The following is a 22,817-nucleotide window of genomic DNA, read 5'->3' on the forward strand; positions in this document are numbered from 1 at the left end:
AGGCACGCCGCCAGCGTTCATCCTGAGCCAGGATCAAACTCTCATATAAAATGAAAATTGATTGCTCAATTGTTTTTGTTGCTAGCGAGTTATAATTCAAATTGAATTGACTTCGCAAATGTTTGCTTTACTTCGACCGGTCCGAAAACTAGTAAAAAATAAAGACCCTACACATTTGATTTGTCGAAACTTTGTTCAGTTTTCAAAGATCTACGGTCGTTGCTCAACACAACTTAATTAGTTTAGCATGACGGATAAAATCTGTCAAGAACTTTTTTGAATAAATATTCAAGCTAGTCAAAATTAATTTAGCTATGCCCTATTAAATCAGACTTCCCTTCTGTATGTTTATGCAGGAAGAGATGAATAACTCAACAAGTGACAACTTTAATAGTTTATCAAGTTCAACAAGCTGTGTCAATAAAAAGTTTTAAAAACTTTTTTCAACGTGGCGTGCCGTAACTGACAACAATCAATACTATATCAACATTTTAGTACACCGTCAAGATAGCGTCAGCTACAGTGAAATGTGGTATATCCGAACTTTTGATCTAATTATTTGAATAAAAATCGTCATTCATTGAAATATACAGTCATCATTCTCTTCTTTTATCCTATAGCGTACGAAAAAAGCCGATAGATTAGATTAATCTACCGGCTAAAATTTATTTTTTTAATTCTGGGGCATCAGTCTCATAATCGCTCATGGTTGATTTACCATCATTTTTTGCCATCAAACTAGTTGATTTCTTTTTGTTAGCTTGCTTCAATTCTTTCAGGGCCGCTGACTTTTTATAATTATAAGCCCCTTTGACGACCTTTTGGAAACCACTCGGTTGATAGAAACGAAGCAGATCGCCGTTAATAACTTTATCTGAAGCAGATAATGTGTTGGTAACGTAATTCTGCATATCATCAATTGATTTTTGCTGTGTCGTTGTTAACTTCTTCAATTCCGTTCCAGTACTGTCATAGTAGTTATTCCCATACTTCGTATAAGTTGGTGAAGCGAAATCGCCATCGCGGAAAGCAACGACTTGTTTGCGGTTTGTCGCCAACAAATCACTACCGAATTGAATGGTGTCAGAATTCTTGACCCCTAATAGATTGAGTAAGGTTGGTAAAACATCGATCTCGCCACCATAAGTGTGGTTGATGCCACCCTTTAAACCTGGCATATGGATCATAAATGGTACTTTCTGGAAATTAGCTAGATCGTAGTTGGTTACTTTCTTCTTACCTAACAGTTTGGCAATGGCCGGTTTATGGTTATTAGAAATACCATAATGATCACCATAAAGTACGACCATACTATTCTTATCTAAGCCGGTCTTTTGCAACCAATTCATAAGTTCACCCACTGATTGATCCAGATAACGAGCAGTCTGCACGTATGGATCAACCGTCGAATCACCTGTATTGAATGGTTTGATTGATTCATTTTGTGAATCGATCACATACGGATAATGGTTAGTAACGGTGATCAATTTTGCATAGAATGGTTGTGGCAACTGTTGAATGTATTGTGCTGAATCTTTTAAGAAGATTTTATCTTTCATACCGTAACCAAGATTATAGCTAGCTTTATCACCATTCGGGAAATACGATTTACTAAAGAAGTAATCATAGCCCCATGACTTGTAGGTATTATCCCGATTCCAGAAACTAGGCACGTCACCATGGAAAGCCGCTGTTGTATACCCATTTTGTCCTAGAATAGCTGGTGCAGCTTGGAAAGTATTCGTTGTACCGTCCATGACCATCGCTGATCCTTCAGGTAAGCCGTACAAACTATTTTCGAGCATCATTTCGGCATCCGCTGTCTTACCTTGGCCAACTTGATTGTAAAAATTATCGAAGCTCAGGGTATCTGATGAGTGGTAGAGCTTATCAATATTTGGCATAACCTCTTGCCCATCCCATTTATAATCGATCATAAATTGTTGCAAACTTTCTAAATGAATGATGAACACGTTTTTACCTTTAGCCACGCCTGAATACTCGACATTCGGCGTTACACGATTTTTAGCTAAAAACTTCTGAACGCTGGCTAGATCAGAGCTATCGGCATTGGCTTTAGTCGCATTGTTCTGGGTTGTTTTGACCCCATCATAAACCGTATAGGCTTCCAAGCCGAGGTATTTCACGATGTAATTATTGTCGAAAGTTCGTGTTAGTAAACCAGAACGATCAGTTTCAGCCAAACTTAAATTAGCGCCAAATAGTAAAACTGCAAGACTCGAAACCAGTGCTGCATAGCGTAATTTAAACGCTTTGGTGTCCATTTTGATCCACTTAAAAGCAAGTAAAATAATCAAAACGATCACATCCGCAAAAACTAAAAAGTCGGTTGGTCGAATGATACCCGCGATACTCTGAGTCAAATTATTAGTGACCGCACTAGAACCTTTTATCAAGTTGAAGGTTATAAAGTCAGAAAATTCACGATAATACAAAATATTGGCAAAGAGCCACGATGCCATGATGGTATCGATAAGTAGCATAAACCAGTACGATTTACGTCCACGCATGTATAACGCTAGTCCTAATAGCAAGACAGCAAAGGGTACCGGGTTGAACGCTAAAAGTAATTCCTGCATCCCACCGCTAACGCCTAAGCTGAATTTTGTTTTGTAAGCAAAATAAGATTTGATACTAAACAGTAGGACTGCGAGGATAAAGAAGCCAAGTCGCGTATTGATCCCCGACCGCACTTTCTTTAAAGCTTGCCCCATAATGTTACTAACCTCCGTCATATAAATACGATTTAAATTCTCTTAAATCATACTGGATTTACTTGTGAAAAACAATTGCTGGTCACAAGCTTCATGAAATATTTAATATTACTAGCTTTTTTATTCAGCGAGTTCTACGTCTAAAAAGCACATGCTGATAACAAACAATCGCCAACAAACCCATTTTAAATAAGTTTGCCGACGACTGTCGAATCATTTTATTCAGTTGAAGACTGATTAGTCATCAAGCAGATCATAGATTTCCATCGCAATTAAATCAATATCATCGAATTCAAATTTCTGATGGTTCGTTAATTCTTCTAACTCGTAAGTCTCTGTTTGTGGGTCAAAACTGACTAAACCGCGTTCGGCACCATTTTTTTCAAAGCGGCGAGTCCGGACTTCGTCGTCCGCAGAACCTTGCTGCATGGCTTCCAAACGACTGATGATCGCAACTAGCTGTGAGCTTTTCATGACGTGACTCCCTTCATTCGATCTTTACCCAATAATGATACCAGAAAATCGAGCTAAATGAGCATTTCGGCGCCAGTTATTTCAAAAATATCTAGTTTTTATGCTTGATTAGTTGTTAAATCAACTTCCAGCGCTGCTTTTTTCATGAAATTCTAATTTTAGCTTTGGTCGATTTCCTTAACTCGATCAGGTTTGATCACTAAAGCAAACATGCCAATGAACATGCCCAGATAATAAGTCATGATCCGCCATAAAATCATCGCCAACACCAACTTACTATTAACCGCTACAAAGGTCGCAAAGAGCGCTCGAAAACTGATTTCTGCCCCACCGGAGCCGCCAGGAATTGGAAATAGGGAAATAATCATGACGATCATAATGTGCATCACTAACACCTCAAAAAAATTAGGGTGCAGGCCTAGCGCTAGCAAGACAAAATACGGGACGCTATAATAAAAAACAAGCTGGATAAAAGTCAGCAAACTAGCTTTGATCAACATTCCCGTTTGATTCTTGATCCGCAAGCTTTCACGATGAAAGTTATCGATTTTCTGATTTAGTGTGAGTGCCAACTTAGTCACGCGTTCAGCCTTCATAAACCAGTGGAGTGGCCGCAACAGTAATCGAACTAAAGCCTTAGTAAAGTTATACCAATACATGATCAACAATAATGTGGTAATGACCACCAAATGAATAATAAAGCCAAAAACCACTAACCAAGCTAAATAAGTAAACTTAGCCGCAACTAACTTGAAACCAAAAACTAAAGTCAGAATGAAATTAAGTAGCACCATGGCTTGAAAAACGATAAATTTCATCAGTAATAGTGAACTAGCACGGCCACCATCAACACCCGATTGCATTAACGCCACTAATTGTGCGGGTTGCCCACCAGAAGAAAAAGGCGTCAATGAATTAAATAATTGTTCAACTAAAGGAATACGTAACGCATTTTTAAACGAGAACCGTTCAACGCGTCCTTTTAACAGCAGTTTAACCACTAAAGCTTCCATGACCCAATAAAGTGCCATACAGCCAGCTGCTGCTAGCAACCACCATGGATTGAGCCGATAAATCTCACGCAGCAGCTGACTTAGTCGTACCGAGCGCAATTCATAAGCAAAAATACCGCCACCTAGCAACAACATACCGATCAAAACAGCTATATTTTTTCGACTCATCGTTAGCCCTCTTTAGCTTGCGCCAAATAAAATTGCCGCCAGATCTTGGCTAGCCGTTCTTCTGAATAATAATCGGCTGCCGCTTGTGCTTGTTGCTGCATATAAGCCAACGCTGCTGGTTTTTGCCGTAAATCAGCAATTTGCTGGTTCATATCGTCAACATCAGCCGCCGCCACATAATATCCAGCAATGATCGACCGATATAAGGATAAGTCGCGTAGTAGGACTGGCGTGCCACAAGCAAAGCTCTCTAGTACGGACATTGGAAATAATTCATTATAAGAAGGCAGTAAAAATAAATCACTTACATTATAATAATTCATCAATTCGGATCGTTCAATGATCCCTGTAAAGCGTAAATTAGCCGGTGGCGCATCAACAATTTTCTTATAACGTTGATAGCCTTCCGTCATTTTGCCAAAAGAGAAACCGCCTGCCCAGATAAACTGAATATCCGGATTACGCCGCGCTAATTCAACAAAATCATCGACGCCTTTGCGCTCCTGGATCTGCCCCGCACCTAGAACTACAAATTTATCCGCGGCAAGTTGATATTTTTTGCGTAAAGCCGCGATCTGCTCCGGCGTTTGCTGATAGAATTCTTGACGCGATACAAAATTAGGAATATACGTAATTTTGTTCGCAGGAATTTGGTAAGCCACTAGTTTAGGAATAAAACTAGGATTAACAACAACGATTTGATCCATCCGCCGATAAAAAGCAATGACATAACGATAAAAAATCCCTTTAAACGGCTGCGGAATCGTTAAACTACCTTCCAGCGTCTCTGGCAAAAAATGGACGTAGCCGATTTTACGACCGCGCCGCTTGGAAAAGGTTGAGAGAAAAAAAGGAAAATCAATTGTATGGTAGTGGCTGATATCAGCCCGGCCATATTGATTGATTGTCACATTGAATTCAGTTTTGAAATGGTTCTCCAGTAACTGTACCAGCTCCGTATAAGCACTGCCAACACCTTGGCCTTTAACCTTAGTGGCGCTAGAGAACATGTGTATATCTAACATGCTATTTATATCTCCAATTATAAAAGTTTGCTGTTAATCGCTAACATCAGCAGAATCGCGATGGCGTTCAGCGTAATAAATCTGAGTATCCTGATAAAAGCGTACCACCTGCTCCGCAAAATGCTCTGCAGAGATTGAATATAGTTTCTGCTGCCGTGGTGCCGGATCAGAATAACTTTGTGGATGAGCTAAATAGTTTAAAATTTGGTGGATCATTTCGGATTCACTTTCAAATGTTGTCCCAATCGCTGGATCATCTAAAAGTTCATTAGTGTAGGGACTGGCCGCAGCGACAGATTTCAACCCACTGGCCATCGCCTCAACGTAAGTTAAGCCTTGTGATTCAGAATGCGAAGCTGAAACAAATAAATCAGCCATATGGTAATAAGCAGCAACATGATCATTGGAAATTTCACCAGTAAAAATCACATGCCCCGCAACACCTAATTGTTGTGCCTGCTGGGCAAGATCGGCACGCGCAGGCCCATCACCAACGATCACTAATTGAACCGCTGGCTGTTTAGCTAAAATTTTTGGTAAAGCCGCAACAATTTCATGAATGTTCTTCTCATAGGCAACCCGACTTAACGACAGCAAAACTGGCGTTGTTTTGTCAATGCCTAATTGTTGTCGACAATCAACGGTTACCGGCTTTTCATACTGCGAAATATCGATTCCAGTTGGAATGATTCGCATTGGTGATTTAACACCATAGCTCTGTAAAGTCGTTACCACACGTTCACTAGGTGCGATCACACCATACATATGGTGAAAATAAGCCCGCATCGCCTGTTTAACGTGATACGGTCGCAATAATTTCCCATTCAAAATATAATGTAAATAGTCTTGATACATAGTGTGGTACGTGTGAATACAAGGAATTTTTAAATTTTTTGCTACGAATTTACCAATATAACCCATTGAGAACTCCGTTTGATTATGCACTATATCTAAATCGAGATCACGAGCCACTTGATAGGCATGAAACAAGCCCCGCACCGCGATTCGTCGATCTGTGAAAGAAACAAAGGGAACGCTCGCAAAGCGAAAGATATTAGGCTCAAATTCATCCTTATCCACATGTGGATCACTTGTGGTAAAAATGTAAACGGAGTGGCCTTCACGTTCAAGCTCATCCCGTAACGTTTTGATCGAAGTTGCGACTCCACTCACCTGCGGAAAGTATGTATCTGTAAATATACCAATGTTCACGCGCAATTTACCTTCTTTCCAAACTAGTCTATTAGATTAATTATAGTGGGAATACAACTAAAGCGCAAATAACAACTAGCTTGATATTACTGATCGCGCCAAACCATTTTTTAAAGGCGCTTAGCTCAATATTTATTATAGCGAAGTTACAGCATAAAATAATCACACGAAAGTCTGAGTTTTTTCTCAGCGTGCACTGATCTGCACTAAATAATATAGCGGCCGCCAACTTCAGCCCACAAAGCTAAATTACGGCATAAAAAAAGCGCCGATTGCTCGGCACTTCTTAGTTTTAGTTAAGCTTGTGTAGCAGCCTTAACTAAGGCAACAACATCTTCAGTGGTCTCCGCATCAGTCAATGCTTTGTCCGCCAAGACCTTCATATCCTTAGTATCCAGCTTACTCATTAAACTACGAACCTTCAAAATCGAAGTCGCGCTCATTGAGTATTCATCCAAGCCCATACCTAACAGTAACGGTACCATGGTCGTATCACCAGCTGCTTCACCACACATACCAGCCCACTTGCCTTCAGCATGCGCTGTATCAATGATCCGCTTAACTAAGCGTAAAATTGATGGGTTATATGGTTGGTAAAGGTAAGCAACGTGTTCGTTACCACGATCTGCCGCCATTGAATATTGAATCAAATCGTTAGTGCCAATACTGAAGAAGTCAGCATATTTTGCTAACTTGTCCGCAATAATTGCTGCTGCAGGGATTTCCATCATCATACCGACTTCGATCTTATCTGCAACTGACACACCAGCTTGAATCAACTTTTCCCGTTCTTCATCATAAATTGCGCGAGCCTGCTTAAATTCGCTGACTGTTGCGATCATTGGGAACATGATGGCTAAATTACCGTAGCTAGAAGCACGCAATAATGCGCGTAACTGTGTCCGGAAAATATCTTGGCGATCAAGACTGATCCGAATTGCACGGTAACCCAAGAATGGGTTCATTTCTTCTGGTAATGGTAAATATGATAAATGCTTGTCACCGCCGATATCCATCGTCCGAACAACCACTTGGTTACCATTCATACCTTCTAGTGCTTTCTTATAAGCAGCAAACTGTTCATCTTCAGTTGGTAATTCAGCTGAATCCATATAGAGGAATTCAGAACGGAATAAGCCAACTGCTTCGGCACCATTATCAGTTGCGCCAACAACATCGTCGGGCGTCCCAATATTAGCGGCCGTAACAAAGTTCTTACCATCTTTAGTGACGGTCTGCTCATTCTTTAACTTTTCCCATTCGGCCTTTTGAGCAGCAAAATCTTTGGCTGCTTGGTCGTATTTAGCAATATCAGCAGATGATGGGTCAAGTAACGCATCACCAGTATTACCGTCTACGATCACCATTTGGTCTTCATTAACAGTTGTCGTTGCTTTTTCAGTACCGACAATTGCTGGGATCTCTAACGAACGCGCCATAATTGCAGAATGGCTTGTCCGTCCACCTAAATCAGTGATGAACCCTTTGACATATTTACGATTTAATTGTGCAGTGTCACTTGGAGTCAAATCATGGGCAATGATGACAACTTCTTCGTCGATCAAAGCTGGATTTGGTAACGTTACTCCTAATAAGTGGCTCATCACCCGCTTGGTCACATCGCGGATATCAGCTGCCCGTTCTTGCATATATGGATTGTCAGTCATCGCCTCAAACATTTCAACAAACTGCGTTGAAACATCGTGCAATACTTGTTCCGCATTGGTTTTATCATTCTTAATGCCGGTTTCCACCGCACCAACAAACTCTGGATCAGCTAAAATCATCATATGTGCATCAAAAACTTGGGCTTCTTCTTCACCTAAGCTTTTAGCTGCAATCACACGAATCTTTTGCAACTCTTCAGTTGAAGCTGCCACTGCCGCCTGTAAGCGCGCAGTTTCACTAGCAACGTCATCGATCGACTTTTTTGAAAATGATAAATCAGGTTGAACAAGCAAGTAGGCTTTTGCGCGAGCAATGCCGTCACTAGCAGCAATCCCTTTTAACATTTCCGTCATTAGTCAGATAATCCTTCTTTCGTCATGGTATCAGCAATTGCAGCGATTGCGTCAGCTTCGTCAGCACCTTCAGCTGAAATCGTAACGTCAGCATCTTTACCAACACCAAGCGACATAACGCCCATGATTGATTTCAAGTTAACTGACTTGCCTTTATATTCCAAGTTAATATCTGAATTGAACTTGCTGGCTGCTTGTACTAATAGAGTGGCAGGACGTGCATGAATACCTGTTTCGGCAATAATATGAAAATCGCGTTTTTCCATGATTGATCATTCTCCTTTGGCGTTTAAAAAGTTTTATGTTAGGGTTTTCCTTTTAATTGAACTCAAATAAAAGTCGCCCTTTCAACATTTAAGACTATCATTTTTCAACCGGTTCGACAACCTTTTTTATCCAGATTACGGCTTAAGCCTAAGTTTCTTTTCTCAAGTTTTCGTGAAAGTTAACTCAGGACAACTACTTAGTCGCCTTTTTCATAATGATAGATTACATCGCCGCCACGTTGTGCTTCACCAACAATACTTTTGCGTTGCGGAAATTGTAACCACGCTGTCCGAAAATTATAAAAATCGGCCTGTTTCACTTCGATCTGTTTTCGTTCCCCAGTGGCTAATTCTTTAATTTGGGTTAAATAATCGGTCATAATTTTTGCCTCATTTCCCTACATATACTAAACTGATATTGTAAACAAAACTTTGACGAACTGCAAATTAGCACTCTAATTTTTTACTGCCAAAAAATGGAGCTAAACACTTGTATTTCAAAAGGCGGGTTGTATAATACTGGTTGAAGGTCAAAGTTAGTCAAACAGAATTTGACCTTTTTGGGATGCAGAATGAGCTACGATACAAAACTCGTACGAAAGGTTGTGAAGCGATCTATGTTGTGTCAAAATTGTCGCAAAAATGAAGCAACGATTCACTTATATACTAATGTGAATGGCGCGCGTAAACAAATTGATCTCTGCCAAAACTGCTATCAACAATTAAAGCAGCAACAAGGTCAAGGCGGTCAGCCGCGGAACGCAGCGGGCCCTAATGATCCCTTTGGTTTCGGAAACTTAGACGATATTTTTCGAGCAATGGGCCAAGGTGGCGCAAATGCTAACCAACAAATGGATGTTGAACAAGGCCCACAAACCCAAGCCGGACGTAACGGTGGTGGCCGTGGTCCTAATGGCAAGGGTGGTAACGGTTTGTTAGCGCAATTTGGCGTTAACTTAACTAATCTTGCTCGGCAAGGTAAAGTCGATCCCGTAATTGGCCGTGATAAAGAAATTTCTCGCGTTATCGAAATTCTCAATCGCCGGACAAAAAATAATCCAGTTTTGATTGGCGAAGCTGGTGTGGGTAAAACGGCTGTCGTAGAAGGCTTAGCGCAAAAAATTGTTGCTGGTCAAGTACCACAAAAATTACAAAGTAAAGAAGTTATTCGTTTAGATGTTGTTTCCTTAGTTCAAGGAACTGGTATTCGTGGTCAATTTGAACAACGGATGCAACAGTTAATGGATGAAGTCCGTAAAGACGCCAATGTGATTTTATTTATTGATGAAATTCATGAGATCATGGGTGCAGGCAACGCTGAAGGCGGCATGGATGCAGGTAATGTTTTGAAACCTGCCTTGGCCCGCGGTGACTTCCAATTAATGGGTGCTACTACCTTGAATGAATATCGTAAAATTGAAAAAGATTCGGCACTTGAGCGCCGGTTCCAACCGGTTCGTGTAGATGAACCAACTGTTGAAGAAACGATTCGAATCTTGCAAGGTCTGCAGAAGAAGTATGAAGACTACCATCATGTGAAATATACAGCTGATGCTATTGAAGCTGCAGCTAACCTTTCTAACCGTTATATTCAAGATCGTTTCTTGCCTGATAAGGCGATCGATTTGCTGGATGAAGCTGGTTCACGTAAGAATTTGACCATCGATACAGTTGATCCAAAAGTGATCAAGGAAAAGATGGACCAAGCCGAACAACAAAAGCAGCAAGCATTGAAGCAAGAAGACTATGAGAAAGCGGCTTATTACCGCGATCAAGTTAACAAGCTAGAGAAAATGCAAAAAGACGATACTGTGACGGAAGAAACACCGGCAGTAGATGTTAAAGATATGGAACAGATCGTCGAAGAGAAAACCAATATTCCAGTTGGTGAGATGCGTAGCAAGGAACAACAACAGCTTAAAACTTTGGCACAGGATCTTGATAACCACGTTATTGGTCAAACTCAAGCGGTCGATAAAGTTGCGCGTGCCATTCGGCGTAATCGAATTGGCTTCAATAAATCAGGTCGGCCAATTGGCTCCTTCCTCTTTATCGGTGCCACTGGTGTTGGTAAAACTGAATTAGCGAAGCAATTGGCACTTGAGTTATTTGGTTCTGAGGATTCAATGATTCGCTTTGATATGAGTGAATACATGGAGAAATTCTCAGTGTCTAAATTGATCGGTTCTCCTCCTGGCTATGTTGGCTATGAAGAAGCCGGCCAATTGACTGAACAAGTACGGCGTAATCCTTATAGCTTGATCTTGTTGGATGAAATTGAAAAGGCTCATCCTGACGTTATGCATATGTTTCTTCAAATCCTTGACGATGGTCGTTTGACCGATGCGCAAGGACGGACGGTCAGCTTCAAGGACACGATCATTATCATGACCTCTAATGCTGGCCAAGGCGATGCCGAGGCGAACGTTGGGTTCAGTGCCGCTGCTAGTGGTAGTACCCATTCAGTTTTGGATCAATTATCAAATTACTTTAAGCCTGAATTCTTGAATCGTTTTGATGATATCATTGAATTCAATGCGTTAACTAAGAAAGATTTGATTCAGATCGTTGATCTAATGTTAACTGATGTCAACCAAATGACCGCGGATCAGGGCTTAACGATCCACGTCACTCAGCCGGCTAAGGAAAAATTAGTCGATCTTGGTTACAACCCAGCGATGGGTGCGCGGCCATTACGGCGGGTCATTCAAGAACAGATCGAGGATCGAATTGCGGATTATTATCTAGATCATGCTGCAACTAAATCTTTATCAGCTAACGTTAAGGATGATCAAATTGTGATCGGTCCTTATCAACCAACTGAAACTGATTCAGAAATAAAACCAGCGAAACCAACTAAACCAACTAAACCAACTAAACCAACAAAAGAATAACCGTATCGCTAGTTGGTTTACGCAATGACTAAGAGCTACGACAAAACACTGTCGTAGCTCTTTTTCTGTTTTCTCATCACACTTTTCCACTTACTCATACGCAATGCAGATACTTTATAGTGAATTTTATTTTGTTTTATGGTAATTTCCACTATAATGTAAGTGTCATCATAATTAAGTGTCTAAATACTTATCTTAAATAAAGGAAGTGCGCGTCAATGCAACTACAAAAGGTTACCGCAGATTATCAAACTTTGGTCACTAGCCAGCTCAACAACACAGATGCAACTGATGTCCAAATTTTTGCATTAGCTGATACCTTGGTTATTTTTACGCAAGCACCGACCCATGATGAAATTCTCTTAACTAATCGCCAACGTAATATTGCCCCTGAAGAGATCGATTACACCTTGGCCCAACTTGCGCAGCGTACCCGAGCAGAAGTCAACGTGATCACTTCGGAAAAATTGGCAGAGATCTCACTGGAGCATAAGTAAGTAATTTATATTATTACTGAGAATCTATTACTGCATAATTTCACTAAAACTACTGAACCAATAATCGATTTTTTCTAAAACTAAGAGAGGAGGGTTAAAACGAATGAACTTTTTAAAACGACTGAAAACTTTCTTTAACCCGCAACAACAAGTCGCTACAGTCCAGTTACCGTTAGGCGAGCATTATCAACCAATTGCCCGGCGGCGGCCCATTCTGTTGCCCTCCCCAACTGGCAAAGCTTACTTGCCAATGACCAGACGTAGTTTGCATCCAAGTACTCAGGTCCAACCAGATTCTTTTGTGATCGTTTTTTATTTCAGTGAAGCTGGTGAACAACTCGCGCAACCACAAATCGTTAGTGGCGTGCGTGGCCGGGCCTTTAACATTAGCATGCATCAATTTAAAAATTATTATGTTAGCCGAATTGAAAATTATCATGGCTATTTTGTGTATCCGCGGGCAATTATTCAGTTGATTTATGCACGGCAACCCGCTGCACCAGTGATCGTTTTTCATTTTGATGAAGCACATCATCTATTAGTCGCACCCGAATATATCGTTGGCCAACTTGGTCAACCTTACGAAACCCACTTCTTAGACTCGCAGCGCTATCGGGTCCAGCACGTGACCACTAACCAGAGCGGGCGTTTCGGCACCAAAGCACAAATCGTTACCTACTCATACCGCTTACGCCAAATTCGTTGGGCCAATCGTTATCTGACTGGGTTTATCCGTTTAACCGCTGATGTAGTCAGTTACCGTGAACCGGGCATCGATCCCTTAGCTGAAAAGCTGCCGATCAATACGATTTGGCGTGTTTACCAGAAGGTTCAAACTGCCGAGCGGCAAACTTGGTATGATTTGGGCGGTCAATGGATCTCCACCGCAAATACAACCCGCGTTGATTATTATCAACAACCGCGGCCACAGCGATTAGTCGCGCCACTATTCCAGCAAGCAGCTGTTATTCCGGGTTCACGCCGTGCAGCCGTTGATTTTGTCCCCCATCGTTCTTTGCGAACTTGGACACAACCTTATGGCGACGCCGCAAACTATCTGCAGCACGGTCAAATCGTCAATATCATTCACGGCCTGATTTTATCAAATAATAGTGTCTGGTATGAATTAGAAGACCACACTTGGTTAGAAGAACATTATTTACGCTTACTTTCAGCAGGACAAAACTTTACTGCACCAATTAAGCGCCTGCACTAATTTAAAATCAGAATACAAAAAAATCGTAGCCATCGCTACGATTTTTTTAGTGTCCACCAACAGTATCAGTGGATAATTTTTCACTTAATTTAATTTCGGGGTACTTTTGTTTAAACCAGCGCTCAGCAAATTGATTCTCGAACAAGAATAGTGGTGCCCCACTACGATCGCGAACTAACAAGTTCCGCGTAGAAGACATTTTTTCATCCAATTGTTCAGGATCGATCCAACGGGCAATTTTTTCGCCCATTGGTTCTAATACAACATCAGAATTATATTCATTCTTCATCCGGAATTGGAAAACTTCAAACTGCAGTTGACCAACCGCGCCGAGGACATAATCATTAGTTACATAGGTCCGATATAGTTGAACGGCCCCTTCTTGAACTAATTGCTCCATCCCTTTGTGGAAAGATTTCTGCTTCATCACGTTTTTAGCCGTTACTTTAACGAATAATTCTGGCGTAAACTGGGGTAGGTTTTCAAATTGAATATTTTGTTTGCCGGTATAGATCGTATCACCGATTTGAAAATTACCAGTATCGTATAAACCAACAATATCCCCAGCCACCGCAGTTTCTACTACCTCACGACTATCAGCCATAAATTCAGTTGAATTAGCTAAACGTAATTTACGCTGCGTCCGTTGTAAAGTAACGTCCATCCCACGCTCAAATTCGCCGGAACAAACCCGGATAAAGGCGATCCGATCACGATGATTGGGATTCATGTTAGCTTGAATTTTGAAAACAAAACCAGAGAAGCCTTCATCCGTTGGCGCGACGACTTGATCATCTTGCGTTTTATGCGCTGCTGGCGCTGGCGCATATTCCAAATAACTTTCCAAGAAAGTTTTAACACCAAAGTTAGTTAAGGCTGAACCGAAGAATACCGGCGTCTGCTCACCTTTAGCGACTTTTGCAGCATCAAAGTCATTACCCGCTTCTAACAATAATTGCACGTTTTCTAATGCCTGTTGATAAATTGATTCTTGTTTCAAACGATGATCACCAATGATCTGACCCTCGTCATCAACTGGCAAATAACGTTGGCCTTGCGCATCTTCGTGGTAAAGTTCAACTCGCTTGTTGTGAATGTCGTATAAGCCTTCTAGACCTTTACCCATCCCAATTGGCCAGTTCATTGGGTAAGTTTCAATATCCAATAATTCTTCCAATTCGGCGATCAGATCCATTGGTTCACGACCATCACGATCCAATTTGTTCATAAACGTAAAAATCGGAATGCCACGCATACGACAAACCTTGAATAACTTCTTAGTCTGTGGTTCGATCCCTTTAGCGGCATCAATGACCATGACAGCAGAATCTACCGCCATCAAAGTCCGATAAGTATCTTCAGAGAAATCCTCATGCCCTGGCGTATCCAAAATATTGATCCGCTTACCTTGATAATCAAATTGCATTACCGAACTGGTAACCGAGATACCACGTTGCTTTTCAATTTCCATCCAATCAGATTTAGCGAATTGTCCCGATTTTTTACCCTTTACCGTACCGGCTTTACGAATGACGCCACCAAAAAGCAATAACTGCTCAGTGATAGTTGTTTTACCAGCATCCGGATGAGAAATAATCGCAAAAGTTCGCCGCCGCTTGACTGCCGTTGCTAATTCTGTTTTTTCCATAATCGTTCCCTCTATTCCACTATCAAGGTTATTTATTAGCTAACTACACTAATAAATCCTAATGTTCCAGGCGATGGCCATTTTGCCGGCCGCTACCTCGCTCGTCAAAAACATGGCTCTATTCCACTATCAAGGTTATTTATTAGCTAACTACGCTAATAAATCCTAATGTTCCAGGCGATGGCCATTTTGCCGGCCGCTATAGCGGTACGTAGTTACAAAGTCCGTAACTGCGTTTCCTTAGCTTAAACCGCTGCGGTCATCGTCAAAAACATGGCTTCCGTAAAAAATTCGAGTCATCGACTCGAATTTTAGTTGCTTCAATCTTCTGTAGTTGCTGAGTCGACTGGCTTGTCTGTCGGTAAAGTGACTAATACTTCTAGCAAACGTGAACCCGCAACCGTTCCGGTCTGTAATTCAATACCACCCGCCAAGTTTAAGGTCAACTGTTGACCAAGCTCAGGAATCGTACCTAACTCAGCCAATGTATATCCAGCGATCGTATCAACATCTGGACTATCAATTTCAGTATTAAATAATTCATTGAAATCATCCAGCGGCATATTACCTTTGACCACGTAATGCTGTGCATCGACTCGGCGATATAGAATTTCCGCCTCATCAGATTCATCATCGATCTCACCGACAATTTCTTCTAATAAATCTTCAATTGAGACTAAACCGACTAAGCCGCCGTATTCATCTAATAAAATACTCAACTGATTTTGTGTTTTTTTAAATTCATAAAGCAAACGATCGATCATGATCGTCTCTGGTACAAATAATGGCTCTTGCATAACGTCAGCAATTTTAACATTAGCAAAACCAACTTGATGAGCTCGCTGTAATAAATTTTTAATATGGACAACGCCAATGACCTTATCCTTATCACTCCGATAGATAGGAATTCGTGAATAATTTTGTTCTAAAATCAGTTTAATATTTGCAGCATCTTCATCTTCAATATTAAGCATAAAAGCGTCTGTTCGCGGTACCATAACTTCTCGTGCCATCTTTTCTTGCATATCAATGATACCTTCGAACATTTGAAATTCATCTGCTTCAATGGCACCTGATTTTTGGCCATGCTCGATCATCTCGATCATTTCTTCCCGACTCAACTCGCGTTTAACCTCATTATGAAAGGGTAAATTGAATAGGTGGGTCAAACCACGTGTTAATAATAGTAGCAACCAAGCCCAAGGCTGTAATAACCACTGAAGACTTAAAATCACACCACTGAAACGTTTGGCCATTTGCTCCGGATGGTCCATTGCTAGCTGTTGCGGTAATAGATTCGCAAACAATATCTGTAGCAAGATCATGACAACAAAAACAGCTATCCATGCAACGATCGCGCTACTGCCTGCGCCTGTGATCCAAGTCCGCGATAAGTCAAAGGTCATTAAAGCAGTCACTAATTCTGTTATTAAGGCTAAACTGCGTAATGAAACTAAGACAGGGACTTGCCGCTGCAACAGTTTCAAAACGCGGGCTGCTTTACGATCACCAGCCTTGGCTTCTTCATCTAACCGTTGTGTAGACACATTTGTCATTAAAAATGCTAACGTAGCAAAAAATAAACTCAATCCTAAAAAAACAACTAATACGATCAACTGTCCCCATATATGACTATCCGGGTCAGAACTCATCGACACATCCACTCCGTTCACTTCATTTACTGTCAAATCTTAGCATGAAAACCAGCATTTTTCAATTTTTGCTTGTCATCATGAAGGCTATTATATTGTTTTATTTATCTTTTGCCACCGGCACAGTTATTTTAGCTTGTTCGCGCAATTGGTAAATACCCCAGAAATATTGGACCACCGTTTTGACGATCGCGTAAAACGGAATTGCTAAAATCATGCCTAACAAACCAGCAATATTACCGGCAACCAACAATAAAATAATAATGGTCAAGGGATGAATCGCCAGCGTACGGCCGATTACATTGGGATAAACAAAATTGCCATCAATTTGTTGAACGACGACCACTACCACCACAACTAAAACGATCATCATCGGCGAAACGGTCACCGCAATGATCAAAGCCGGTGCTATCCCGATGTAAGGCCCAACGTAAGGCATAATATTACACAAACCAGCTATGAACCCTAGCAAGAAGCTATACGGCATACCAATCAATAAATAGCCTAGAAAAGTAAAAATACCGACAAATAAACATTCAATCAATTGGCCAGCAATATATGATGAAATAGTATCACCCATTTTTAATAATAGATCAGTGGCTTCTGCCCGATATTTATTAGGTAATAAACGTTGCACGTTCGGAATCAAACGATGGCCGTCCTTCAACATGTAAAATAGCATGACCGGAATCGTGATCGCCGTCACCGCCACACTGGTAACCGTGCCAACAACTGAACCAATACTACTTGTAAAATATTTTAACAGCGACTGCATAATACTGCTAAACGAAAGGTTCATATCCGTGATTGCCTTATCCAGATCAACTTGTTTTAATAACGGATTTTTCATTAAGTCATTCGCCAAATGCTCCATATCTTTGGCCACTGCTGGTAGATTGCCTAGCAACTGTGTGATTTGGCTAATTAAATTAGGAATCACCGCCCAGATAATGAGTGTCAAACCGCCAAAAAAAATCAAGAAAACAATTAAAATTGCCCAACTACGCGAAATTTTTAAATGACCTAATAGTTTTATCAGTGGGTTGAATAAATAAAATAAAAACCCTGACACTAAAATTGGGATAAATAAAGTTGCTACAAAAGTACCAAGCGGTGAAAAAACAAAACTGATCTTCGTACACATATAGATCAAAGTTGCAACGATCAATAATTCCAGCGACCAAAACATTAGCCGTGAATGACGGATCTGGTCAAACATCAATAACACTTCCTCTACTTAGCAATTACAATTGATTTTGTATGGTTTTCAACCGTCATAATGCAACTTGCATTCATAATTTTCACGGCCAGCTTGTACAAATAATGTTATAATCATTCTACCAAACTTAACGGACAACCAACAGTATGAGTCCTTGATTTAGGACCATACTTTAGCTAAAACTAAGGAAGTAGGTAAAAATAACTTATGGAAATTCGTCACACCACTGATTTAAGTAGCCCCGTTTATCAGGACGCACTTAATATTCGTAAAACAGTTTTTGTTCAAGAACAGCAAGTACCACTGGAATTGGAAATCGAGAATGAGGCTGATACGATTCATTTTGTCGGTTACGTCGAACAGCAACCAGTAGCTACGGCTCGATTACTACCAGAAGCTGGCGGTTACCATGTTCAGCGAGTAGCTATTTTAAAGGCACAGCGGGGCCATGAATACGGACGAGAATTATTCGCAGCACTAGAAGCCTACGCACGGCAGCAAAATCGCTTGGTCCTTACATTAGGCGGTCAAGATCAAGCATTGGGCTTTTACCAACGGCTTGGTTTTAGCCAAACTGCACGACCAGGATTTTTAGATGCCGGTATCCCCCATCATGAAATGCAAAAGAAACTGGGTTAATCGATATAATTAAAAATAAAGGATGACCAACGATCATGCGTTTAATGACTCAAATCTTAATCTACTTATATGCCAGTAGCATGCTGATCGGTGCAGTTACCGGTGGCGTTACTGGTGAAATTTCTTTACTACTAGTGATCCTTAATCTAGGCTGTGTACTTTTACTGTTCCTAACGCATTTTAGTCGCTGGTTTTTCGGCGGCGGCATGCTTGGTCTACTTATTTGTGCCGTACTTAACGGTCTGGCGCTAAATAGTCAAATAACGTTGACTCACTTTATTAGTCGGCTATTATTTACCTTTGTGGTCAGCGCCTTATATGTCCGTTTTGTTGACTACGCATCACAGCCATAAATAAGCTGCAACATCTGTGACTCAGCATCAAGCAAAAAAAGGCCAAGACGTTTTGTCTTGGCCTTTTTTATGTTATATCGATCCAATTGACTTCCGCTTACCGGTGGGCAAGTTCCAGGTAACGTCGATACCAAATATCAATATATTCTTGCGAGAATGGTCCTTTTTTATTATCAGACCAATCGACTAATACATTGACATTAGCCTTCAAAATTTTGTCTGTCGCATTGGAGTAATGCCAACGTTTACTATTGGCTTCATATTCATCGACATCCAATAATTTTCGTTCGCCATCCGGAAAAACTTTGACATCTAAATCATAATCAATATACTTCAATGCCTCACGATCCAATGTAAACGGCGAAGCTAGGTTGCAATAATACGAAACCCCGTTGTCACGAATCATGGCAATTATATTAAACCAATAATGTCGGTGAAAAAATATAATTGCCGGTTCCCGTGTCAGCCAACGTCGTCCATCTGATTCAGTTACTAAAGTATGATCATTACAACCGATTATCTCGTTCTCCGATGTTTTTAAAATCATCGTGTCACGCCACGTCCGGTGTAAACTTCCGTCATGTTTATAACTCTGGATCGCGACCGATTCCCCTTCTTTCGGAATACGCATGCGCTGACCTACTTTCTGACGTTCATTACGTTGAAGTTGATAACACCGAATTATCATGAACATTATATCAAAGTTTACTCCAAATGACGAAACTTTATTCTTCAGCCACCATCAAACTAGTCATTTGCTGCTTCTTTTTCAGCTAAAAAGTGATCAATTTGATCTAGCGCAAATCCTTTACGGTAAAGTTGTTGTTTTGCTTTTTGTTTACGTTCATAACCGCTGTAGCGCGCTGTTTTACGCCAAACTTTTTCACCTTGCTCAATCAACTTTGTCCACTCTGTATCGTCGTCCTTGACCAATTCAAGCTGACTCATAACTAAATTCGTCACATCAGCATCAAAACCCTTTTGCCGCAGTCCCTGTCGGATTTTTTGCTGCCGTTGTTGAAAACTTTGCTGGCGATAACGCTGTGCTAATTTTTCGGCGAGCTTTAATCCATTCGTCGCCAAATCCTGTTGCGTATACAAATCTAGCGCATTAGTGATCTGTTCAGCTGTGATTCCTTTTTCACGTAACTTAGTCCGAATAACTTGTGGCCCTTTGTCGCTGGTGCGCATTGCCGTTCGCACATAGCTGGCCGCATAGCTAGCGTCATCCAGCAAATTCAACTCGTACAGACGTTGTACGACCTGTTGCCGCACTGCCACTGGGATGTCATGCTGCTTGAGATGGATCCGCACTTCCATTTCCGTCCGTAATTGATAAGACAAATAATTCAATGCCATCTGGTAAGCTTGTGCGTGCGCCTCCGCCGTATCAATTTCTGCTTGTAGGTCAGGCGTGATTTCTAGCCCCTTGGCCAAACGAAATTTGATCAAGACGCTTTCACTAACCGGAAAAGCATAGGCCTCATCTAGATAAATATTATAGCGACCCTTACGTTTTTGTGTTGTGATTTTTGTGATCGTCGACATCCGCAACCTCCTCGTACCATTATGGCCTTTATAGTTACTGTCATTATAGCAAGCCTAAAGCAAGATGCAAATGTCAGTTCGCCTTTTTTCTAGTGGCTAATTAGCTATGTTATACTGAAACGGCAATTATTTATGAACTGCGAGCACTAATGACTCGCTTATCTCATTTATGAACACTACTAAAATTTTCCGCAAAAACCATTTATGTAGTAGAAGGAGTTATTTATGACAGAAACTACTTATTTTCATGATATCCAAGTTGGCCAACGTTTCCCGCTAACGGTCAAACGTCTAGGCATCAATGGTGAAGGTATCGGCTACTACAAAAGAACAATCGTTTTCGTTACCGGTGCTCTGCCGGACGAAGTAATTGTTGCCGAGGTCACAGCCATTGCGCCTAAATTCGTCAATGCTAAGATCCATAGTTTGCGCGAAAAAAGTGCACAGCGAGTCACACCACGCGATCCTGACTATTATGGTCAAATTGCCGACACCGAATTAGAACATTTAAGTTATCCCGCACAACTGGCTTTTAAAGTCGACGTTATTCGCCAAGCGTTAGAAAAATTTAAGCCACGAGACTATCAACAATATGACTTACGGCCAACGATCAAACTGGAAACGCCCTACGAATATCGGTATCAAGCCAAATTCCAAGTTCGTAAAATCAACGATCATGTTGCTGCCGGCTTATTTCGTGAACCGAGTCATGAGCTGATCGACCTAACTAACTTCAATATTCAACGCCCTGCCACCATGCAGGCCATCCGCTATACCGTTCAACTACTAGAAGAACTAGCCGTACCGATTTATGACGAACAGCAAAACTCCGGGATCATTAAGGCTATGGCTGTCCGCGAATCGTTTAGCACTGGGCACTTACAACTAACTTTCATTACTAATTCGCGTAAATTACCACATAAACGTGAATTACTAAGTCGCATTCAAGCTGACCTACCGCAAGTTACTTCGATCATGCAAAATGTTGACCAGAAGCAGCTAGCCGCTATGGAAAATTTGATTTTATTCGGTAATGACTACCTTACTGAAACGTCGGCCAACTTAGCTTACCGCGTATCTGCACTGACTTTACTTCCAACCAATCCACCGCAAACTGAAAAATTGATTGCCTTGGTGCAGACCGCTTTGCAACTGGCACCACATGAATCTTTAGTGGATGCATATTGCGGTAGCGGCATATTTGGTCTTGCTTTAGCTCATATCGCCAGCGAAGTGCGCGGAATTGATCCACTACCTAACGCCATCAACACCGCACAACAAAATGCTGCACTGAACCAGATTGAAAATACTCATTATCAAGTGGGTAAGCCGGAAACAATTTTAACTGAATGGGCAGCGGCTGATTTTACGCCCGACGCTTTGCTCGTAACGCCGCCACGAACTGGTTTAGATCAACCGTTATTGCACGCTATTCTAGCTAGCCGACCACAAAAATTCGTTTATGTCAGCTGTAATCCAGCCACCTTAGCGCGTGATTTAGTCACCCTCAGCGAAGCTTATAGTGTCGACTATATTCAATCGATCGATCTAAATCCACAAACAGCACAAATCACAGCAGTTGTACGCTTTAAAAAGAACAAACTCTACTAATAAATCGCTTACAATGGTAAAATGAACCTATCAATATAACTTGATTTTATGGAAAAGAACATCTTAGTCACAACGACTGAACATATCCCAGGGCAAGAATATGAAATTATCGGTGAAGTTTTCGGCTTAACGACCCAGTCAAAAAATTTCGCTAAAAATATTGGTGCAGGCTTAAAAAACCTGGTAGGTGGCGAAATCAAAGCTTATACCGAGTTATTAACAGAAGCACGCGATATTGCGATTGAACGCTTACGCCACAATGCCAGTGAATTAGGGGCCGACGCAGTGGTCATGATGCGCTTTGATTCTGATTCAATTAGTGCCGACATGGAAACGGTCGCCGCATATGGTACAGCCGTTAAATTTAAATAGCACAGATGCGTACCGTTCAAAAATTGGCGCTAAATTTTTGAACGGTATTTTCATTTCCAAATCACCAGCAGCACCCTAGATAAGAAAAAAAGCCTGACCAGAATATTGAAGTGCCTCATAATTGTTAGACAAAGAGTCTAATGATTGTGAGGTACTTTTTTCATGGTTAAATATAGCCCAGTTTTAAAAGCGCAAATTATCAGTGAACATCTAGACCATGATATCGGCGGTGCCGAGCTGGCCAGAAAATATTG

General features: G+C 41.1%; 20 protein-coding genes. 7 read left to right on the forward strand and 13 right to left on the reverse strand.

Annotation, left to right across the window (positions count from 1 at the left end; all coding sequences use genetic code 11):
* Positions 1 to 665: 665 nt before the first annotated feature.
* The 8 genes from EKM76_RS08480 to EKM76_RS08515 all read right to left on the reverse strand — a co-directional run bounded on the left by EKM76_RS08480 (position 666) and on the right by EKM76_RS08515 (position 9,294).
* Positions 666 to 2,735 carry an LTA synthase family protein gene (locus EKM76_RS08480; protein WP_125550244.1) on the reverse strand — a complete coding sequence of 690 codons (2,070 nt, stop codon included), beginning with the start codon at positions 2,733 to 2,735 and terminating at the stop codon, positions 666 to 668.
* A gap of 237 nt (positions 2,736 to 2,972) precedes the next feature.
* Positions 2,973 to 3,209, reverse strand: a complete 237-nt coding sequence (locus tag EKM76_RS08485; RefSeq protein ID WP_010010930.1) for a YkuJ family protein — start codon at positions 3,207 to 3,209, stop codon at positions 2,973 to 2,975.
* Between the two features lie 158 nt (positions 3,210 to 3,367).
* Positions 3,368 to 4,390, reverse strand: coding sequence for a lysylphosphatidylglycerol synthase transmembrane domain-containing protein (locus tag EKM76_RS08490; RefSeq protein WP_125550245.1), 1,023 nt, complete (start codon positions 4,388 to 4,390; stop codon positions 3,368 to 3,370).
* 2 nt (positions 4,391 to 4,392) lie between these two features.
* Entirely contained in the window at positions 4,393 to 5,415 is a 1,023-nt protein-coding gene (locus tag EKM76_RS08495) for a glycosyltransferase family 4 protein (protein WP_125550246.1), read from the reverse strand.
* Positions 5,416 to 5,448: 33 nt separating this feature from the next.
* Positions 5,449 to 6,627, reverse strand: coding sequence for a glycosyltransferase family 4 protein (locus EKM76_RS08500; RefSeq protein WP_125550247.1), 1,179 nt, complete (start codon positions 6,625 to 6,627; stop codon positions 5,449 to 5,451).
* A 296-nt stretch (positions 6,628 to 6,923) separates the two neighbouring features.
* Entirely contained in the window at positions 6,924 to 8,648 is a 1,725-nt protein-coding gene (gene ptsP / locus EKM76_RS08505; protein WP_125550248.1) for a phosphoenolpyruvate--protein phosphotransferase, read from the reverse strand.
* Positions 8,648 to 8,914 (reverse strand): phosphocarrier protein HPr, encoded by a 267-nt coding sequence (locus EKM76_RS08510; RefSeq protein ID WP_125550249.1) that lies wholly within the window; start codon positions 8,912 to 8,914, stop codon positions 8,648 to 8,650. The genes ptsP and EKM76_RS08510 overlap by 1 nt, the downstream gene beginning before the upstream one ends.
* Before the next feature lie 197 nt (positions 8,915 to 9,111).
* A complete protein-coding gene (locus tag EKM76_RS08515) occupies positions 9,112 to 9,294 on the reverse strand; it encodes a hypothetical protein (RefSeq protein WP_125550250.1) in 183 nt (60 codons plus the stop codon).
* 237 nt (positions 9,295 to 9,531) lie between these two features.
* On the opposite strand from EKM76_RS08515, the gene EKM76_RS08520 reads away from it, so the two are divergent.
* The 3 genes from EKM76_RS08520 (at position 9,532) to EKM76_RS08530 (ending at position 13,521) form a co-directional block, all read left to right on the forward strand.
* On the forward strand, positions 9,532 to 11,808 hold the full coding sequence (locus tag EKM76_RS08520; protein ID WP_125550251.1) for an ATP-dependent Clp protease ATP-binding subunit: 2,277 nt from the start codon (positions 9,532 to 9,534) through the stop codon (positions 11,806 to 11,808).
* A 218-nt stretch (positions 11,809 to 12,026) separates the two neighbouring features.
* Positions 12,027 to 12,305 (forward strand): DUF1827 family protein, encoded by a 279-nt coding sequence (locus EKM76_RS08525; protein WP_125550252.1) that lies wholly within the window; start codon positions 12,027 to 12,029, stop codon positions 12,303 to 12,305.
* Positions 12,306 to 12,408: 103 nt separating this feature from the next.
* Positions 12,409 to 13,521, forward strand: a complete 1,113-nt coding sequence (locus EKM76_RS08530) for a MucBP domain-containing protein (protein WP_125550253.1) — start codon at positions 12,409 to 12,411, stop codon at positions 13,519 to 13,521.
* Between the two features lie 46 nt (positions 13,522 to 13,567).
* Here the strand turns inward: EKM76_RS08530 and EKM76_RS08535 are convergent, their stop codons facing one another.
* The 3 genes from EKM76_RS08535 to EKM76_RS08545 form a co-directional block, all read right to left on the reverse strand.
* A complete protein-coding gene (locus EKM76_RS08535) occupies positions 13,568 to 15,169 on the reverse strand; it encodes a peptide chain release factor 3 (RefSeq protein ID WP_125550254.1) in 1,602 nt (533 codons plus the stop codon).
* 320 nt (positions 15,170 to 15,489) lie between these two features.
* A complete protein-coding gene (locus EKM76_RS08540) occupies positions 15,490 to 16,821 on the reverse strand; it encodes a hemolysin family protein (RefSeq protein ID WP_125550262.1) in 1,332 nt (443 codons plus the stop codon).
* 100 nt (positions 16,822 to 16,921) lie between these two features.
* Entirely contained in the window at positions 16,922 to 18,040 is a 1,119-nt protein-coding gene (locus tag EKM76_RS08545; protein ID WP_125550255.1) for an AI-2E family transporter, read from the reverse strand.
* A gap of 207 nt (positions 18,041 to 18,247) precedes the next feature.
* Here EKM76_RS08545 and EKM76_RS08550 point away from each other — a divergent pair, with 207 nt between their 5' ends.
* Positions 18,248 to 18,679: a GNAT family N-acetyltransferase gene (locus EKM76_RS08550; protein ID WP_125550256.1), complete on the forward strand. Its 432-nt coding sequence runs from the start codon at positions 18,248 to 18,250 to the stop codon at positions 18,677 to 18,679.
* Positions 18,680 to 18,714: 35 nt separating this feature from the next.
* Positions 18,715 to 19,032, forward strand: a complete 318-nt coding sequence (locus EKM76_RS08555) for a hypothetical protein (protein ID WP_125550257.1) — start codon at positions 18,715 to 18,717, stop codon at positions 19,030 to 19,032.
* Positions 19,033 to 19,129: 97 nt separating this feature from the next.
* Here the strand turns inward: EKM76_RS08555 and ntdP are convergent, their stop codons facing one another.
* Both ntdP and recX read right to left on the reverse strand, forming a co-directional pair.
* Positions 19,130 to 19,663, reverse strand: coding sequence for a nucleoside tri-diphosphate phosphatase (gene ntdP / locus EKM76_RS08560; RefSeq protein ID WP_125550258.1), 534 nt, complete (start codon positions 19,661 to 19,663; stop codon positions 19,130 to 19,132).
* Between the two features lie 116 nt (positions 19,664 to 19,779).
* Complete coding sequence (gene recX / locus EKM76_RS08565) at positions 19,780 to 20,580, reverse strand: recombination regulator RecX (protein ID WP_125550259.1); 801 nt, start codon at positions 20,578 to 20,580, stop codon at positions 19,780 to 19,782.
* Positions 20,581 to 20,805: 225 nt separating this feature from the next.
* Here recX and rlmD point away from each other — a divergent pair, with 225 nt between their 5' ends.
* Together rlmD and EKM76_RS08575 are read left to right on the forward strand one after the other, a co-directional pair.
* Positions 20,806 to 22,191 carry a 23S rRNA (uracil(1939)-C(5))-methyltransferase RlmD gene (gene rlmD, locus EKM76_RS08570; protein ID WP_125550260.1) on the forward strand — a complete coding sequence of 462 codons (1,386 nt, stop codon included), beginning with the start codon at positions 20,806 to 20,808 and terminating at the stop codon, positions 22,189 to 22,191.
* Positions 22,192 to 22,239: 48 nt separating this feature from the next.
* On the forward strand, positions 22,240 to 22,563 hold the full coding sequence (locus tag EKM76_RS08575) for a heavy metal-binding domain-containing protein (protein WP_125550261.1): 324 nt from the start codon (positions 22,240 to 22,242) through the stop codon (positions 22,561 to 22,563).
* The last annotated feature ends 254 nt before the right edge of the window (positions 22,564 to 22,817 follow it).

It is taken from the genome of Loigolactobacillus zhaoyuanensis (assembly GCF_003946385.1).
Lineage (GTDB): Bacteria > Bacillota > Bacilli > Lactobacillales > Lactobacillaceae > Loigolactobacillus > Loigolactobacillus zhaoyuanensis.

What these genes read in the sequence shown, in the direction of transcription:
- EKM76_RS08480 (WP_125550244.1), bottom strand. Translation starts at nt 2,735, where the DNA reads ATGGGGCAAGCTTTAAAGAAAGTGCGGTCGGGGATCAATACGCGACTT.
- EKM76_RS08485 (WP_010010930.1), bottom strand. Translation starts at nt 3,209, where the DNA reads ATGAAAAGCTCACAGCTAGTTGCGATCATCAGTCGTTTGGAAGCCATG.
- EKM76_RS08490 (WP_125550245.1), bottom strand. Translation starts at nt 4,390, where the DNA reads ATGAGTCGAAAAAATATAGCTGTTTTGATCGGTATGTTGTTGCTAGGT.
- EKM76_RS08495 (WP_125550246.1), bottom strand. Translation starts at nt 5,415, where the DNA reads ATGTTAGATATACACATGTTCTCTAGCGCCACTAAGGTTAAAGGCCAA.
- ptsP (WP_125550248.1), bottom strand. Translation starts at nt 8,648, where the DNA reads ATGACGGAAATGTTAAAAGGGATTGCTGCTAGTGACGGCATTGCTCGC.
- EKM76_RS08510 (WP_125550249.1), bottom strand. Translation starts at nt 8,914, where the DNA reads ATGGAAAAACGCGATTTTCATATTATTGCCGAAACAGGTATTCATGCA.
- EKM76_RS08515 (WP_125550250.1), bottom strand. Translation starts at nt 9,294, where the DNA reads ATGACCGATTATTTAACCCAAATTAAAGAATTAGCCACTGGGGAACGA.
- EKM76_RS08520 (WP_125550251.1), top strand. Translation starts at nt 9,532, where the DNA reads ATGTTGTGTCAAAATTGTCGCAAAAATGAAGCAACGATTCACTTATAT.
- EKM76_RS08525 (WP_125550252.1), top strand. Translation starts at nt 12,027, where the DNA reads ATGCAACTACAAAAGGTTACCGCAGATTATCAAACTTTGGTCACTAGC.
- EKM76_RS08530 (WP_125550253.1), top strand. Translation starts at nt 12,409, where the DNA reads ATGAACTTTTTAAAACGACTGAAAACTTTCTTTAACCCGCAACAACAA.
- EKM76_RS08535 (WP_125550254.1), bottom strand. Translation starts at nt 15,169, where the DNA reads ATGGAAAAAACAGAATTAGCAACGGCAGTCAAGCGGCGGCGAACTTTT.
- EKM76_RS08540 (WP_125550262.1), bottom strand. Translation starts at nt 16,821, where the DNA reads ATGAGTTCTGACCCGGATAGTCATATATGGGGACAGTTGATCGTATTA.
- EKM76_RS08545 (WP_125550255.1), bottom strand. Translation starts at nt 18,040, where the DNA reads ATGTTTGACCAGATCCGTCATTCACGGCTAATGTTTTGGTCGCTGGAA.
- EKM76_RS08550 (WP_125550256.1), top strand. Translation starts at nt 18,248, where the DNA reads ATGGAAATTCGTCACACCACTGATTTAAGTAGCCCCGTTTATCAGGAC.
- EKM76_RS08555 (WP_125550257.1), top strand. Translation starts at nt 18,715, where the DNA reads ATGCGTTTAATGACTCAAATCTTAATCTACTTATATGCCAGTAGCATG.
- ntdP (WP_125550258.1), bottom strand. Translation starts at nt 19,663, where the DNA reads ATGCGTATTCCGAAAGAAGGGGAATCGGTCGCGATCCAGAGTTATAAA.
- recX (WP_125550259.1), bottom strand. Translation starts at nt 20,580, where the DNA reads ATGTCGACGATCACAAAAATCACAACACAAAAACGTAAGGGTCGCTAT.
- rlmD (WP_125550260.1), top strand. Translation starts at nt 20,806, where the DNA reads ATGACAGAAACTACTTATTTTCATGATATCCAAGTTGGCCAACGTTTC.
- EKM76_RS08575 (WP_125550261.1), top strand. Translation starts at nt 22,240, where the DNA reads ATGGAAAAGAACATCTTAGTCACAACGACTGAACATATCCCAGGGCAA.